The organism is Paucisalibacillus globulus (assembly GCF_900184735.1).
GTDB lineage: Bacteria > Bacillota > Bacilli > Bacillales > Amphibacillaceae > Ornithinibacillus > Ornithinibacillus globulus_B.
Genome location: NZ_LT855405.1, coordinates 204,937 through 221,746, shown reverse-complemented (window position 1 = coordinate 221,746; position 16,810 = coordinate 204,937). Strand labels below are relative to the sequence as shown.

Sequence of the window (16,810 nt, the reverse complement as noted above, 5' to 3'; positions counted from 1 at the left end):
TATAAGATTATGTTAATATAAGGAAAAGATGTAAAAGAATGTTGCGTATTGTGAAAGTAGACCCCACTTAGGGTCCATTGACATTGCGTTCTTAACAACCCAATCATTACACGACGAAGAGGTGAAATCCGTGGAAATAATTAATAAACGTTATCGACTAATCGAACTCTTAGAACAGGATAAAATTCTATCAACGTACACTGCTGTTGACATACTTCAAGATAACCAGCTTATCAAACTAAACCTATTAAACTCGGAATACACACCAAAACCGTTAGTGGACTTTTTTGCGAAGAGATTTATATCGATTAAGAACGTAACCCATAAGCAAATTGCTAGAAACTATGAATTCGGTGTGGTCTCTTTCATTGATAATAGAGCACATTCTGATAAAATTTTTTATTTCACATCAGAATTTAATGAGGTTGTGGATGACTTTGAAGACTTTATCCAAAAACTAGAACTAGATGAAATTATCGAACGCTTTTTGGAGCTTAGTTCGCTGATTCATACTGTCCATTTAAATGGGTTTATTTACGGCGCTTTAAATCCTCGGGCAATCCAAAGTGTAACGATAGGTGATGAAGTAATTCTGGTGCTCAAAGATCTTGCTACAGCTGCGTTGGAAAAGTTTCGAGGTCATCAATTAGAAGACACTTATTTTCAATCGCCTAACGTACTCGCTGGACAAAAGGCTAGTAAGGAATCCGATATGTATTCACTTGGTGTGATGTTCCTTGCGATGATTCAACGTACATCATCTTTAGCTAATCCAAAAGTGGAATTAGAAAAGCTTAAAGATAATCTTAGAACGTATACCTACCATGAACAGCTTCTATTACAAAAAGTACTCCCAATTATAAAGAAACTACTTATGCCACTTGAAGAGTATCCATATGAACATGTACAAGCAATGTTAGATGAGCTAAGTGAGGCGGTTGATAAACGATATATTACAACGAAGATAGCAGAGTATGAAAAGCTCCAATTTCATACCGAAATTGTTGGCCGAGATATAGAAATAGAGCTTATATTACGAAACATGGAATCGATGATGGGGTATAAGCCAAGTAAGCGAATCTTCTTTATACAAGGCGATAATGGAATGGGAAAAACGCGACTATTGCAAGAGATTGAATTCTTAATTACTTTGCGGAAGGTACATGTCTTTTCAAGCTTCCAGTTAGAAAGTTCGGGTAGTAGGAATCTTTGGGTTGATATTTTACAAAAGGTCATTAGTCATTCAGACGATCATGTACTCAGGAAATATCAAGCCGAATTAGTTAAGTATCTACCAGAGCTAGAAAGAAAAGACAAAACAACATATATGGAGTTTTTACTAGATGGAAACAATAAATATCGATTATTAAATAGAATTGCTGCATTTATGAATGAAAGTCTTCAAGGGAAGACAGCGGTCTTTATTATCGATGATCTTCATCTAGCAGATACGTTTACAATGGATCTAATCAACTATTTGAGTACGAACGTGTTGCATCAAAGTAATCTGATGTTTATTTTATCTGGTGAGGTAAGAGAAGATAGTGATAATCAGGTGTATCTAGATAGTCTAGATTTGCTAAAAAAGCGGACCGATTCGAGTGTAATTCGCTTAAATCCGTTATCGATTGAACAATCGGGACAATTGATTCAGCATATCTTATCTTTATCCTACCAGCCGCTCAAACTTACCGAGAGGATATTTTCACGTTCATATGGAAATCCGTTGTTCATTCAAGAAGTATTAAAAGATTTGTATAGTAGGAAGCTTTTACAGGTTTCCCCTGAAAATGGAAAGTGGAGTATTCTTTTATCTTCTAATGATTATAATTCCCTTCAGGTACCGGAAAGTATTGAACAAGCACTGTTAAATCAGTTACAGGATTTAACATATGAAAGCCTAGATATATTAAAGACAGTAGCTGTATTTAATAAGCCTGTCTCTGCACGAGCAATTTGTCATGTTCTTCAACAAGTTGAACAGATTGTTACTTTAGAACTTCAAGATTTATTACGGAAAGGTATTCTGCAGGAACTCGTTTCCGATAATGGCTACTTATTTGATTTTGATAATAAAGTATTGAAGCGAATAGTCTATGATGCAATTGATACAGAAGTAAAGAAAGAGATGCATGCTAATATAGGTCTATATCTGGAAGAAAAACAAGAAAGTAAAATAGAAGAGCTAATATTTCATTATGAGGGTGCAGGGAACAAAGATAAAAGTATCCAATCATATCTGAAAATTGCCCACCAATTACATAAACAGCATGAAATAAAGGCTGAGATTCAATATCTAGAAAAGGCCGCTGTGATAATTGAGGATACAATAGAAAAAACTAATTTGTACATGAAGATTGGCGATCTATGCCTGGAAGTTAATCTGCCAGAAAAAGCTTTAGAATATTTAAATAGAGCGTTAGACCTTGCAACAGGAGAAAATCATCAGGAAAATAAATTAGCCATTTATCTAGCACTGGCAAACCTTCATGCAACGCTATATCAGGCTGAACAGGTCAAGGTGTATTTACAAAAGGTAGAAGAGCATTTTCCGGTCATTCATGATAAAGGAGCAAGGCTTGAGTTTAATCGACTTCAAGCATTTTTGTTAGGGCTTGAGAATCATATTGATGATGCAGAGAAAATTCTACATCGAATCATTGAGGAAAGTGGAGAAGAGTTTCCTCGTATTACAGGTAATGCTTATTTATTGCTCGGTTTTACTAGTGTGCAACATAATCGTGTCGAGGAAGCAATCGATTACTATCAAGTGGCCATGAATCTGCTAAGTGAAGCTGGGTATTTGAAAGGATATTTGGGGGCAGTTAATAATATTGGTGTTATTTATCAGGCATTTATGGATGAATTAGATACTGCAATGGAATATTTCATCAAGGTCAGAGACCTAAGTGAGGAATACGGTATTTTTGAAACAGAGATTCGTGCATTATCCAGTATCGGTAATATCTATGCCAATGCTCATAATTTTCAAGAGGCTTATAAACATTTTAAACATGCATTGCAGAAGGCTGAAATTGGTGGATCTAAGTGGGTCATGTATCATCTATACAATTTGATGTGTCTAGCTTGTGCAGAAATGGGTAATTATCAACAGGCCATCAGATATTATGATCTGGTTATTGACCTTTATGAGAAGGGCGATCTTAGCGACTTACAGACTTTTGACTTTCATAATACCAGCATGAACTTTTACCAATTGATAGGAAACTATGATCTGGCAAAAGAATTTAGTGATAAGGTTGTTGCATATAATCAGGGGAGAGAGAATATCTATTCCTATTCTGCGAAAATATACAAGAATATCAATATACTTAGAGAGGCTAAGGATGAACAAATTGATCTGTTAATCTCAGAAATACTAGAATTAGTCGAGAAAATTCCGAGGGAACAGTTTAATGTTAAGGCACTGACTATGGCTGCAACGGTGCTTAGTAGGCAAGGTAAACATGCCTATGCAAAGTCCCTAATAGATAAACTAGAAGACTATCTTTCTAACCAAACACCGGATACGTTATGGGCAGGATATTACTACCTTTTAGGATTGAAAGATAATTCATCTGAATCCATTTTCTATTTAAATCGCGGTTTGGAGTTTGCAAAAAAAGCGGGACATCGTGAAATGGTTGCAAAGATATTGCTATTACTAGGGGACTATGCCTTTGAAGAGAAAAAATTATACTATGCTGCACATTATTATTTAGAAGGTACAGAAGTTACCAAAAGTATTGTGAAAGATCTCCCTGAAAAGTATCAACTTTTATTTGTCAATAACCATCATTTTGCAAGAGGTTTCATTAGATTAGAGCGGATATATGAATGGATAATGGGAGAACAGATTTCGTTTGCATCTAGAGAAGTAATGGGGAGCGCCGTTTTATCAAAGGAAAAACTAGAACAAATTTTAGAACATGACTATTTGAGTGTATTTATTGAACATCAAGATTTTATCCAGTATATAAGCCATCATCACCTGAATAAACTATCTAAAGATATTCAAAGTTCTAACGATATACTCCAACATGTCACAGCAAATACGATGAAGAATATCAATATGGTGCTAAAGTTCTTTGCTGGTGTAACCATTGCATCGAGAGGACTTATTATTATAGAAAATCAGCATGAGGAATTAACTGTTGTCAGTTCGACAGACGATCAAGATGAACTACCTACCAGTCGGTATATGCTCAATCGAGCTCGAGATACGAAGGAAGCTTTCTTAGTGGATGATAGAAATAATCTTGACGTAAATTTATTATCAAAGGATTTACGTGGTGCGTTATATATTCCCATCTTACAAAAACAAGGAATGGCTAGTAAGCAAGATAGCATTCTTGGGTATGTTTACTTAGAGACTGATATGTATGTAAATAATTTTAATGAATCTGGACTGGAAAAATGTAATGAGCTCATGGGATTCTTAGCTGCTATGCTAGAAAAACATCAGTTAAGATTGTCTGCAACAATTGATAAGTTAACTGGAGCGCTAACAAGAAAGTATTTAGATGATGCTCTCGAATCTAATGTTAAGTTCGCTAAAGAGTCTGGGGATTCTATTAGTATTATTATGTTTGACTTAGACCGATTCAAGCAAGTTAATGACCGTTACGGACACCAGGTAGGGGATACAGTATTACGTAAGGTTTCCAAGCTTGTTATCGATACATTGGAAGAAAATCATATTCTCGGGCGATATGGTGGGGAAGAATTTATTATTATTTTACCTGAGGTGGAGCAAGAGGCAGCATTGGAGCTTGGGAATGTCATACGAAAGAAGGTAACATCCCAAAAATTGTTGGGAGATAAGTTTGAGATAACCTTAAGTCTGGGGATTGCAACCTATCCTGAACACGGTCAACAAGTTAGAGAATTAATTGACAAAGCAGATCAAGCATTATATATCGCAAAAGAAACAGGTAGAGATAATGCTAAAGTGTGGCAGAAGGAATTTATCACGAAATCTAAGCCACAAAATAAGCTCTCCGGTATTCTGTCCGGCGATGATATTAGAGATTCAAGGAATGTACTAGCCATGGTAGAGCTTATTCAATTAAATAATAGTCAAGTGACACTAGAAGAGAAACTCTTCCAATTTTTAGGAAGGGTTATCGAGATAAGTGAAGCACAATATGGCTATATCATACTTTACCATGCAAATGGTCAAAAGTATTATGGAAGAAAAGCCCAACAAGAGAATTGGTTACAGGACTTCGAAGTGGATGAGGAAATACTCAATTCGGTGTTAATTGAAGAACGTGGTCTTTATACAATTAATTGGGATGCCCCCGATAAGATTAATGGGTTACCAGATTGGGATTCTATTTTAACTGTTCCGATTATGGTGGAAGGTAATGTCCGAGGGGCTATTTATCTTTCAACTCCGACGAGGGTTAAGGAGTTTGGTGCAGAGGATTTGAATATGTTGAATGTGTATAGTAATCTATTGTCTGGAATGATATAGATAATCTGTACGGGAGTCTTGTGCTCCTGTGCAGATTTTTTATTGACTCGCTTATATTTAATTGTTGTTATTAACGTAATTGATAGAAACTGCGGGGTAAGTAAGTATTATGGATCGCGCAACTTACCCGCTTCGGAAATACACTCCGCTTTCCGCGGGCGGCTGGTGAGCCTCCTCGCGCATACGCACTGCGGGGTCTCACCGATGCCTATCCTCCCGCAGGAGTCTCCGTGTATTTCCTTCGCTAGTAAAGAGTGAAAGAATAATTTAAACACCACTTATCTCAAAAACATAGTATTATTCCTTATAATAATTAGAAATAAAAACTAGCGCAGGCAGAATACGGAGAGTCCTCGAAAATAAAGAACAATTTTCTTCGTGCGATGATTACGCTGCCGTAGCCTTCCTTGGGACTGCGATTACTCGCCCCACCGAAAACCATTGTCCTGCGGGAATAGCACGTGTCCGAAGACCCCGCAGAGGCGATCTATCCTCGAGGAGGCTGAGGCCGGGCCCGCGGAAAGCGGAGTATTCTGCCGGAGCGGTGTCGTACAGCTATACCCAATAACTAAATCTGTTGTAATTAAACTAGTTACCGCACAGTTTCTATCAACATTGCGTTTTTATTGCTTTACTTTTAATAGGGTGGACTAACAAAAAAAACAGCCACTAATTACAAGTAGCTGCTTTAGATATCTGCTATATATTTTACTTTATAACACCTGCTCTATCGTATATCCTTCTTCTTCGAGTATAGATCTTATATGTGGTTCAAGTAATAGATGGAGACTGCCGACGATAACAAAGTATGTATCTCCGCTGTCTTCTTCTAGAAAGTTGGCTATTTGTTCGGCCATATTATAATTTCGATTGTCATTTAGTGCTTGCATGTATGCTTGTTCTTCTGGAGATGGTTCTACATCTTCAACCATTAAATATTCAAGAAGTTTATCAGGATCTCCCTCCATATATAGGCTAAACATATCGTTCATTTGACTTTCAAATTCTTCGAGCTCTACCAATGACTCTTCTAGCATATCGGTTTGAAATTCAGGAGATGTATCAGCAAATATAGAAAGCTGTTCTTCCACTGTTTCTAAACCAATCACTTGTTTTTGATCTTGTTCTGCTCGATCTAAGAAGTAGGAGTCTACACCTTCTATGAAGCCGAGTTCTTCCGTCATTAAATTTTGTATTAACGTTGAGTGGAACCATGGTTTATAGTTTGCAAACATGCTAATTGAATATCCTAGGTCAGAATAAGTATTCACTAATTTAGCATAGAGTTCTGGAGAAAGATGATCCATTATAGTACTGCCGTCTGAATAGGTGGCTAACTCCATGGTCATGGCTTGAATTTCTAACATATTGATATTGTTCATGTCTATTTCCGGAACAATGATATCTGCTTTCGCATATGCTTCCTCAATTTTTCGATTTAATGGAAAGAAATCATCGTTTGCAAGGTGGATGGTACCTTGTAAATAAACGGTGGTATTGCCGTTTTCTACTTTCCAAAGAAACCCGCCAGGACCATCAGCAGTTCCTCGTACTTCAACCTCTACTTTTGTCAGAACGACTATGTCTCTATCTTCTAGTTTGGTGATAATGTCCGTTTCATAAGGATTTCCGCCGATACTTACTTCTTCTAAACGTTCCATTCCCTCTAATGGGGAAAAGTCTGAGATTTTATTGTTTTGTAGATTAAGAGTTTTAATATGATCTAGATTTTCCATTCCACTGATGGATTTAATTCGTTGTCCAGATAAATCTAACTCGGTAATGTTGTTTAAATCCTCTGGTACAATATCTCCTTCAGGAAGACGGAGCTCTTCGCGAATTATTTGTTCGAGTTGGTAATCTTCGAAATACACCACTTCTGCATTATTACCTAGCTGGCAAGAAGCAAGAAACAAAAGAGTCACTAGCAGTAAACCTATACGCAAGACACGATTCAAAAAAACTCCCCCAATGTTGTTCATATTAACAGTATTTTCCACCACTATAGCAACTCAAACCAAAAATGGCAAGGGTGCCTGTCACTACTAGGAGTATGCAGATTCATGTAGAATGTGGACAGTTTAAACGTTATTTTTCTTTCTTGCTAGGTTGCTAGTTTTGGCGTATGATATTCTTTTGTATGTAAGTTTCATTACAGGAGATGGAAATTTTGAGAAGTTTATTCCAAAAAAAGTGGTCTGTAGTTATTATTGCCGTTTTTTGTTCCATATTATGGGGTAGTGCTTTCCCAGTATTAAAGGTAAGCTATGAAGAACTTAAAATGGCACCAAATGATGTCATGGCGAAAATTGTTTTTGCAGGTGCTCGTTTCTTTGTTGCTGGGCTAATTGTACTCCTTGTTATAATAGTGAAAAACTGGAAACGGATTTTGGTTACAAAAAGACAGTTTTTCATACTTATTCTTTTAGGTATTATTCAAACGTCCTTACAATACTTTTTCTTTTATAATGGACTGGCTAATGTATCTGGGATGCAAGGTGCTATCCTCAGTTCAGCGGGTACATTTTTCACGGTCATCCTTGCACATTATTTTTACCGAAGTGACCGTATGAGTTGGAGGAAAACAATAGGTCTTCTTGCTGGGTTTATGGGAATTATTATTGCTAATTGGGGGCAAGAGTTAAAGCTTTCTTTTCAGTTGGACGGGGAAGGGTATATGATACTTTCTGGTTTAACTGCAGCGATAGCAACCATTATGGCGAAGGAGCTAGCAACCGGGATTCATCCTGTTGCGATTACTGGTTGGCAGTTAACTCTAGGTGGCGGCATAATGCTAGTGATTGGATTACCATTCTTGGATGAAGGTGCGATCACATTTACACCGTTTGGCTGGGGATTGTTTATCTATTCAGCATTACTCTCATCTACTGCCTTTACCCTTTGGTACTCTTTATTAAAGTTTAATAATGCTGGAGAACTAAGTATGTACAAGTTTCTTGTTCCAGTCTCAGGAGCTGTGATGTCTGCGATGTTTATTCCAGGAGAGAGTTTGAATTTATTTATATACTTTGCCATCGCTTTGGTTGCAGTTGGGATTATTGTGGTAAATTATCATGGGAAAAGACAACGTGGTGTTTGAGTAGTAGAGATGTCCTTCACTAAGTGGAGGGCATTTTTTTAAAAATATTATCAAAATGAATCATTTGAACTAAGTTATTTCCATAAAATGGTATTTATATAGACTTCTATTCCTTACAACAAGTGTCCTATTTGGTAACGAAAAGTTACTACTGTTGTCTACAAGCGAGACTTTATACCTAATTATATTGGATTAGAAAATGACATGTAATTGACAGTTCGGAGATTTGCTTTAAAATTGCTAGGAGTACATAAATAAAGGGGAAAAAACAAGATGAAAAAATTATTACTTTTACTAGTTGGATTAACATTAATGGTTGTTCTTGCAGCGTGTAGCTCACCAGAGGAGGATGAGGTGTTAGACTACCATAATGCAATGGTGGATGAAATTAATCCTAAATTAGAACAGGTTGATGGGCTTTATACAAAAATTGAAACAGTAGCAACTGACGAGGAAGCACTAGAAGTTTATGATAATGAATTACTTCCTTTACTTACCGAAATAAAGGAGTATTATGAGTCACAATCACTGGAACATGATGTTGCGAAAGACTACCATTCTCTACATATAGAGTTGGCAAATGCAATGTACGATGCAGTTGAAAAAGAGAGAGAATTTGTTGAAGCTTTTCTTGATACGACTAAGTCTGAAGAGGATCTATTAGCACTAGAAACAGAGTTAGTGGAACTAAATACGATTGCAGCGGAAAAGGATAAAGCTGTTACAGATCACTGGGAATCATTAAGAGAAGAATATGATTTTATTGAGGAAGAAGAATAGAGTCATATAATGGATTACGAGATTATCCCTCTCTATGAGATTATATTCATAATAACGAGACTGCTAGAGGCTTAGGTAATAGCTTCTAGCAGTCCTTTTTGTAGTGAAAAGTATAATCAGTATAAGATAACCTAACTCAATTGTAAAAGGATGAGTGAATGTGAGTTCCTTATAAAATTTGTCGAAGTAACCATGTTGCTATTTAACTGGTAATATAGGAAAATAGAGGTAAGGGATAAGGGTTAGTCATCCCAAGAATACTATCATGGAGGGGAATATATGCTAGTAAAAAATGATTATGTGAACAAAAAAGAAGTTGTCCATGTAAGGGAAAATGATAGCTTAGAATCCGTGATGAATACGATTGAAGAATCAGGTTATCGCTGTATTCCAGTTCTGGATGAGACTGGGGAAAAGTATGTCGGCAATATTTACAAGGTCGACTTACTGGAGTATGAAATTGATCATTCAATGGTCGGTACTTTATCAGAGTTAATCACTGACCGGGAAGGTTACATAAAAGAAGATGCCCCGTTCTTCAAAGTTTTCTCATCCATAAAGCAATTGCCTTATTTGGCCGTAGTAAATGACTCCATGGAATTTTTAGGGATACTAACGAACGGAAACGTTATACAAGTGTTAGAGAATGCATGGGGAGTTCATAATGGAAGCTATTCCTTCACCATTGGAACGATTGAATATGCAGGAGCATTACAAAAGATGTTGAAGGTTGTGAACAAACATTGTAATGTGCAAAGTGTTATTTCACTAAATAATAATTCCAATTACGTTAGAAGGGTATGTATCGTCTTACCTGAGGATGTAAATGAAGCACTTGCGGAGAAAATAAAAGCTGATTTGGATAAGAACAACTTTACCGTGACAGATGTAGAGAAATTGAATTAGTTGGAAAGAGCTACTGAACAGATTGGTGTTCAGTAGCTCTTTTTAATTTTCTATTCGACAAAATTCGGGAAGTGACAGGCACCTCAAAACCCGTGGAGGTGTTTAATTTTGGTCTTGGATTGCTTTTCGGGCTAGGCGGTCGGCGTTTCCGTTTTCTTTTTCGGGTATCCATTTGATGAAGAAGTATGGGAACTTGGTTACTTTTTCTCGTATGATTTCAAGTAATGGGAGGAAGGTTTTATTTTTAGTAAAGTCATTGTCCACGACACTCACCACTGTTTGAGAATCAGAGCGAAAGGATAGGATTTCATTAGGGAATTTCTCTTCACAGATCTCAAGTGCTTTAATGACGGCATGAAACTCGGCTTCATGATTCGTCATTTCATTTAGTGGGAAGCTAAATTCGAATCGCTCACCATGTGCTTTTATATATATACCAATTCCACTTATGCCTGGATTACCTTTAGATGCTCCATCTGTGTATACCTCGATCACATTAACGACTCTCCTTATAAACAAAAAATATTAGTTAAATAGTACCATAAAAACACATATTGTCCACGTGATTCATTGACTGTATTAAGAATGTTTTATATATTAGTGAAAATGAAGAAAATTGCAAGCGGAACAGAATCGGGAAGTCATGTAAAGGGGATAGAAGTATGAGAAAGATATTCACAAATGGTGCCTTTTATACATTTGATCCAATAAAGCCAAAGGTTGAAGCGGTCGTAGTTGAAAATGGCAGATTTATTGATAGTGGTTCTAAAGATGAAATCATGACGTATTGGAATGGACTGAATACAGAGGTAGTTAATCTGGATGGAAAGACAGTTACCCCTGGTTTAGTGGATAGTCACCTCCATATGTCTGCGATTGCCATAAATTTATTACATGTCGATGTAACAGGATTTACTTCAAAAGAAGAGATGCTACAAAAAATTAAATCGAAAGCAACAACATTATCCCCTGGTGAATGGTTACTAGGTAGAGGTTGGGATGAGAATCTATTTACGGATGGTGGGATTCCAACTATTTCCGAGTTAGATCATGTGGCTCCTCATAATCCATTATTTATCCCTAGGGTCTGTGGGCATGCTGCACTTGTTAATGGTAAAGCTCTAGAGGTAAGTGGTTATCATCCAGAAATGAGTATCCCTCAAGGTGGAGCAATTGTTGTAGATGATAGAACGAAACAGCCAACCGGACTCATACTAGAATCAGCATCAGAGATTTTTAAACAGTATATTCCAGAATACTCTCTGGGAGAATTAAAAGGGGCATTGCGTGAGACGATTCAGTTGGCGATACAAAAAGGATTAACCAGTGTTCATACCAATGATCCTAGTTTCTTAGGTGGCTTGCATCATACGTATCAATTATTTGATGAGTTATTAAATCAAGAGCAACTAGGACTCCGGTCAAATTTATTAATTGACCATGAGTATTTAGATGATTTAAAAGAAGCGGGCATGTATACAGGTTTTGGCAATGATACTTTACAAATAGGTGCAGTGAAGCTTTTTGCAGATGGTGCGTTTGGGAGAAGGACCGCTTTACTATCGGAACCATATCATGATGCGCCTAATCAATATGGAGAGGCAATGTATTCGAGTGAGGAATTATATGACATCATTCGAAAAGCGCGTGACTTATCCATGCCTATTGCGGTTCATACGATTGGAGATAAGGCATTAGAAATGGTCTTGAATGAATTAGATAAATTTCCAACCGTAGCTTATCGTGACCGATTGATTCATGTTCAAGCATTACGAAAAGATTTAATTTCAAGATTAGCTATTCCTAGTAGAATTGCAGATATTCAACCTAGATTCGTGGTTGGTGATTTTCCTTGGGTAGAAGATCGACTAGGTCCTAACAGACTCCCGCTTTCATATGCATGGAAAACATTAATCGACTCCAATGTCATTTGTGCAGGTGGCTCTGATTCACCAGTTGAGCCGATGGATCCACTACTTGGTATCCATGCAGCAGTAACTCGTAAGGCACCTGGAGATACCCATAAAGGATGGAATGTATCTGAAAAACTAACCATGAATGAGGCATTTCAATTATTTACGGAAATGGGAGCATATCCAACCAATGAAGAGACTGTAAAAGGAACTATTGCACGTGGAAAACTAGCGGATATGACCGTGTATTCCAAGAATCCATTTGATATAAAGGACCCAGATGAACTGTTACAGACGGATATAGATATGACGATCATTGGAGGGGATATTAAGTACATTAAATCCACCTGACCATGATAAATATAAAGGATAGAAAACAGAGGGGAACTCCGAAAGCCGGTGAATCCCCTCTTTTTTTAGGATAAATTCTGAAAGAGGTTGTTTTTCCAGTTAGATTAATCTACTAAATAGTATGTTAGAAACTGTGCGGTAACTAGTATAATTACAACATTAGCTATGGGTATAGCTGTATGATACCGCTCCGGCAGAATACTCCGCTTTTACTGTCAGCACAGGGGCGACATCTGCTCGAAAAGACCGTCTCAGTGTCTACCTTGCCGCGGGCACGGCCTCAGCCTCCTCGAGGAAAGATCGCCTCTGCGGGGTCTTCGGACACGTGCTATTCCCGCAGGACAATGGTTTTCGGTGGGGCGAGTAATCGCAGTCCCAAGGAAGGCTTCGGCAGCATAATCATCGCACGAAGAAAATTGTTCTTTATTTTCGAGGAGTCTACGTATTCTGCCTGCGCTAGTTTGGACTTTCTAAATTATGGTTAGTTTTAGATTTAAACAATAAGGTTAAAGGTTCGATGAGTTTCCAATAAATTAATCCAAATTAGCGTAGGAAATACACGGAGACTCCTGCGGGAGGATAGGCATAGGTGAGACCCCGCAAGAGCTTTAGCTCTGAGGAGGCTCACCAGCCGCCCGCGGAAAGCGGAGTGTATTTCCGAAGCGGGTATGTTGCGCTATCCAAGTAATTAGTTACCGCACAGTCTCTAGCAAATAGCAACAAACCATACAAAAATATCCTTTTACTAAAATGAGCAAGATGAATCATCTTTAAAAATAAGTAGCGTACTAGAACTCCCTGCATAGATGAAAGTAGTAGAAAGCTTTTTCATAAAATTAATTGAATCTTGTTTATTTTTTGCATATGGTTTATGGTAAGTATAAATACCTGGTTCTAATGGTGGAGGACTTGCGATGAAAATAATAATGAAACATGTAATAAAGAATATCTTTGAAAAAAAGCTTAGATCAGCAATTGTTCTCTTAACGATTCTTTTGTCAACACTTGTCTTGTTTATAGGACTTAGTTTAAATCCAATTATCAATGAGACGTATTCGAGTATGTTACAAGGCTCATACGGCAATGCGAATTTGGTTGTTAATAAGAATGCAGATGATGGGAGTCCATTCTATGAAACTAGTGAACTCGATTTAGGAGAGTTAACCCCCTTGAATCAACTAGATCTAATCCAAGCAAGTGGAAAAACCAAACTTCATGAAGATGAAAAAACGGTGTCTATATATGGACTGGATACCGAAATGGCAACAGAAATGGACTTAATTGATGTTATAACAGGGGAAGTTAAATTAGACCATGATACTGTCATCATTAGTCAAAGAGCTGCTTTGGATTATAGTCTGGAGATTGGGGATAGACTAGAAGTAACTCGTGGTAATGATACTTATGAATTTGTAGTTGGTGGGGTAAGTAAACCAGATGGCTTGTTTCATTCGGAAAAGGGGAATTTGCTCCTAATCACGGATTCACAGAAAGTAAACGATATGTATGGAATATCAAGTATGGTAGCTAGCACGCTATTACAGGTTCCTGCTGAGGAGCTAGATTCTGTAATTACTAGCTTAAGAGAAGGAAATAAGCATTTTGCCGTACAAAAGATTAATGATGCAGAAACAATCTTACGAGATGAGCAAACGTTTCAAATGGTCATGATGTTATCTATCATTATTATTGTGCTAATTAGTGCGTATGTTATATCTTCCCTAACCAAATTAATTATTACGGAACGGTTGCCGGTGATGGGGACTTTTCGGAGTGTTGGTGCTCATAAGGGGATGATGAATCGCGTTCTTTTCCTAGAATTCTTTGTATATGGTGTTATCGGATCTGTTTTTGGAATGGTTTTGGCTGTTATTTTGCTTCCATATGCTGCAGATGTGTTTAACGAATATAAGGAATATGGAGTAGAAACCATTGTTACATATGATGTAGTCTACTTATTGACTGCACTTCTATTCGGGATGTTATTCCCAGCTTTCATCAGCTTCTTTCGGATTTTGAAAGCTAACCGTAAACCGTTGAAGGAAGTGCTTTTCGACACGTCATTTACACCAGAAAAGCGTTCGAAATGGACCGTGATACTGGGTATTCTGTTCTTAGCTTTGTCCTTTTTATTATACTTTCTAAACAAATATGACGGCATCTTACTTGCGATTCTATCCTTATTACTCTTATTTATTTCCGTTGTGATGCTCATGCCTACTTTATTAAATGGAATTTCTAACATTATGCAAATGATCATGCGCTCTAGCTCATCTGGAGAGTTAAAACTAGGGATAAAAAACATCGCCGGTAATAAGATCGTTGCAAATAATGTAAGCATGATTATGGTCGTGTTTTTACTATTATTAATGGTTGGTATATCTAGTGCTGGTATTGACCGGTACGTAACGAATACACTGAAAAAAGACTTTGATATAACCTTATCCTTACCAAGTAATAATCAAGCAATTGCAAATGAAATAAAGGAAATGGACGGGGTTTCAGCAAGTTACGAGCAATTTATTAGTCTGGGAACTTCTACTTTGAATAATGTTGAAGCTTCGTTTGTTATTCAGGGTGTTCATGATTTTATGGAGATGGATGATTTTTTTGAGGGAATTACATATGTAGATATAGACAAAGACAAATTAACAAGTCATAAAAACGCCATTATTTTAGATGAATATATGACGAAGAAGTATAACCTTTCTATAGGAGATTCTATTGAAATTCAACCAGTTGATTTGAATAATGAACCAATTGAACATTCAAAACCAATGGAAATGATAGTGTCCGGAACAATGGATAGTTCTGGGTTTTCATCTAGCCGCAACTCTGCTTTTATTCCACAGCCATTCTTTGAAGCATATTTTGCTGGTATTTTTCATGAACTTATACTTAGAGTAGAAAATGGGTACACGGCAGATGAAGTAAAGGAGAGTATAACCGATACTTACATCAATCATGATCTCGAGGTGGTTACCTTTGACGAAATGCTTGGTTCACAAAAAGCCACGATTGATACATTAATTGATGGAATTACCATGATTATTGGGTTAGGAATGGTCGTAGGTATTTTAGGAATCTCCAATAATTTAATGGTTTCTTTTAATCAACGCAAAAAGGAATACGCTATTCTCTACTCGGTATGTATGAGCAAGGGGCAAATTGTAAGAATGCTATTATCCGAAATGCTTACCACTTTCCTTGCAGTAGTCATTATTGGTCTTTTTGGGGGCATCGCGTTAAATATCCTACTAACAAAGCTACTATATGCAATCGGAATGCAAACAGAATTCGATTTCACCTTTGGGCTGTTTGGGTTATTATGCCTGGTGGTTATCATCTTATTAAGCTTATCGAGCTTATCACTAGTTCGTAAAGTATTCAAATTAAATATGATCAAGGAATTACGATATGAATAGGGAATTAGGGAGGCATGAAGAAATGGCGAGTATGATACGGACAGAGAAGCTTTGTAAGAGTTTTAAGGTAGGGAGTAATGACATTGCCGTTATAAATGATGTTGACATTACAATTGATTCAGGTGATTTCGTTTCCATTATGGGGCCATCAGGCTCAGGAAAAAGTACGTTACTATATTTACTAGGCGGTATTGATGAGCCAACTTCAGGAAGGGTATTTTTTCAGGAAAAAGATATTAACCAAATGAAGGATAAGGAAAAAAGTAGGTTACGAAGGACCTCCATGGGATTTGTTTTTCAATTTTATAATTTGGTGCAAAATCTAACAGTGGAAGAAAATATTTTACTTCCTGTAACGATGGATAGGAAAAAGCCGGCAGATTACCATGAACAACTGAATGAGATTCTAGAAATCGTTGGATTGTCTGAACGAAGAAACTATACCCCAAGAGAGTTATCGGGTGGTCAACAACAACGAGTAGCGATAGCTAGAGCACTAATCCTCAATCCTGCATTAATATTAGCGGATGAACCAATTGGTAATTTAGATAGTAAGACAGGAACTGAAATTATGGAGCTTTTCTATCGAATCAATAAGGAAAAGGGTATTACCATCGTTCAAGTGACACATTCTGAAGAAGCGGCTGAGTATGGGAATCGATTAATTCGAATGAAGGACGGAATGGTGCAGGAGCCCGTTTTCATTAGCAAATAGTTTGTTTTGAGGAAGTGGGAGTTTTATTAAACCACTTCCTTTTTATTACGAATCAATGAGTTGACTCTGTCCTATTTTTCCCATAAGCTTTGAACATAGAAAAATGGTTGAAGCAATGAATTATTGGGTATAGAAAAAACA

The 16,810-nt window shown here is 37.1% G+C and carries 9 protein-coding genes; 7 read left to right on the top strand and 2 right to left on the bottom strand.

Features of this window, described 5'->3' with window-relative positions; genetic code table 11:
- Positions 1-130: 130 nt before the first annotated feature.
- Entirely contained in the window at positions 131-5,479 is a 5,349-nt protein-coding gene (locus BN999_RS19115; protein ID WP_096274160.1) for a diguanylate cyclase, read from the top strand.
- 713 nt (positions 5,480-6,192) lie between these two features.
- Here the strand turns inward: BN999_RS19115 and BN999_RS19110 are convergent.
- Positions 6,193-7,437, bottom strand: coding sequence for a TraB/GumN family protein (locus BN999_RS19110; RefSeq protein ID WP_176482044.1), 1,245 nt, complete (start codon positions 7,435-7,437; stop codon positions 6,193-6,195).
- 203 nt (positions 7,438-7,640) lie between these two features.
- Between BN999_RS19110 and BN999_RS19105 the strand changes: the two genes are divergently transcribed.
- The 3 genes from BN999_RS19105 to cbpA all read left to right on the top strand — a co-directional run bounded on the left by BN999_RS19105 (position 7,641) and on the right by cbpA (position 10,265).
- Positions 7,641-8,579 (top strand): DMT family transporter, encoded by a 939-nt coding sequence (locus BN999_RS19105; RefSeq protein ID WP_255247532.1) that lies wholly within the window; start codon positions 7,641-7,643, stop codon positions 8,577-8,579.
- Between the two features lie 273 nt (positions 8,580-8,852).
- Positions 8,853-9,359, top strand: a complete 507-nt coding sequence (locus BN999_RS19100; RefSeq protein WP_096274154.1) for a hypothetical protein — start codon at positions 8,853-8,855, stop codon at positions 9,357-9,359.
- Between the two features lie 279 nt (positions 9,360-9,638).
- Entirely contained in the window at positions 9,639-10,265 is a 627-nt protein-coding gene (gene cbpA, locus BN999_RS19095; RefSeq protein ID WP_096274152.1) for a cyclic di-AMP binding protein CbpA, read from the top strand.
- 102 nt (positions 10,266-10,367) lie between these two features.
- Here cbpA and BN999_RS19090 read toward each other — a convergent pair whose 3' ends face one another.
- The gene (locus BN999_RS19090) at positions 10,368-10,760 is read right to left on the bottom strand and encodes a ribonuclease HI family protein (protein WP_096274150.1); all 393 of its coding nucleotides are present in this window, start codon (positions 10,758-10,760) and stop codon (positions 10,368-10,370) included.
- A gap of 167 nt (positions 10,761-10,927) precedes the next feature.
- Here BN999_RS19090 and BN999_RS19085 point away from each other — a divergent pair, with 167 nt between their 5' ends.
- From BN999_RS19085 to BN999_RS19075, 3 genes are all read left to right on the top strand, one after another.
- Positions 10,928-12,529, top strand: a complete 1,602-nt coding sequence (locus BN999_RS19085) for an amidohydrolase (protein WP_096274148.1) — start codon at positions 10,928-10,930, stop codon at positions 12,527-12,529.
- 914 nt (positions 12,530-13,443) lie between these two features.
- Positions 13,444-15,954 (top strand): ABC transporter permease, encoded by a 2,511-nt coding sequence (locus BN999_RS19080; protein WP_096274147.1) that lies wholly within the window; start codon positions 13,444-13,446, stop codon positions 15,952-15,954.
- A gap of 22 nt (positions 15,955-15,976) precedes the next feature.
- On the top strand, positions 15,977-16,669 hold the full coding sequence (locus BN999_RS19075; RefSeq protein WP_096274145.1) for an ABC transporter ATP-binding protein: 693 nt from the start codon (positions 15,977-15,979) through the stop codon (positions 16,667-16,669).
- Positions 16,670-16,810: the final 141 nt, after the last annotated feature.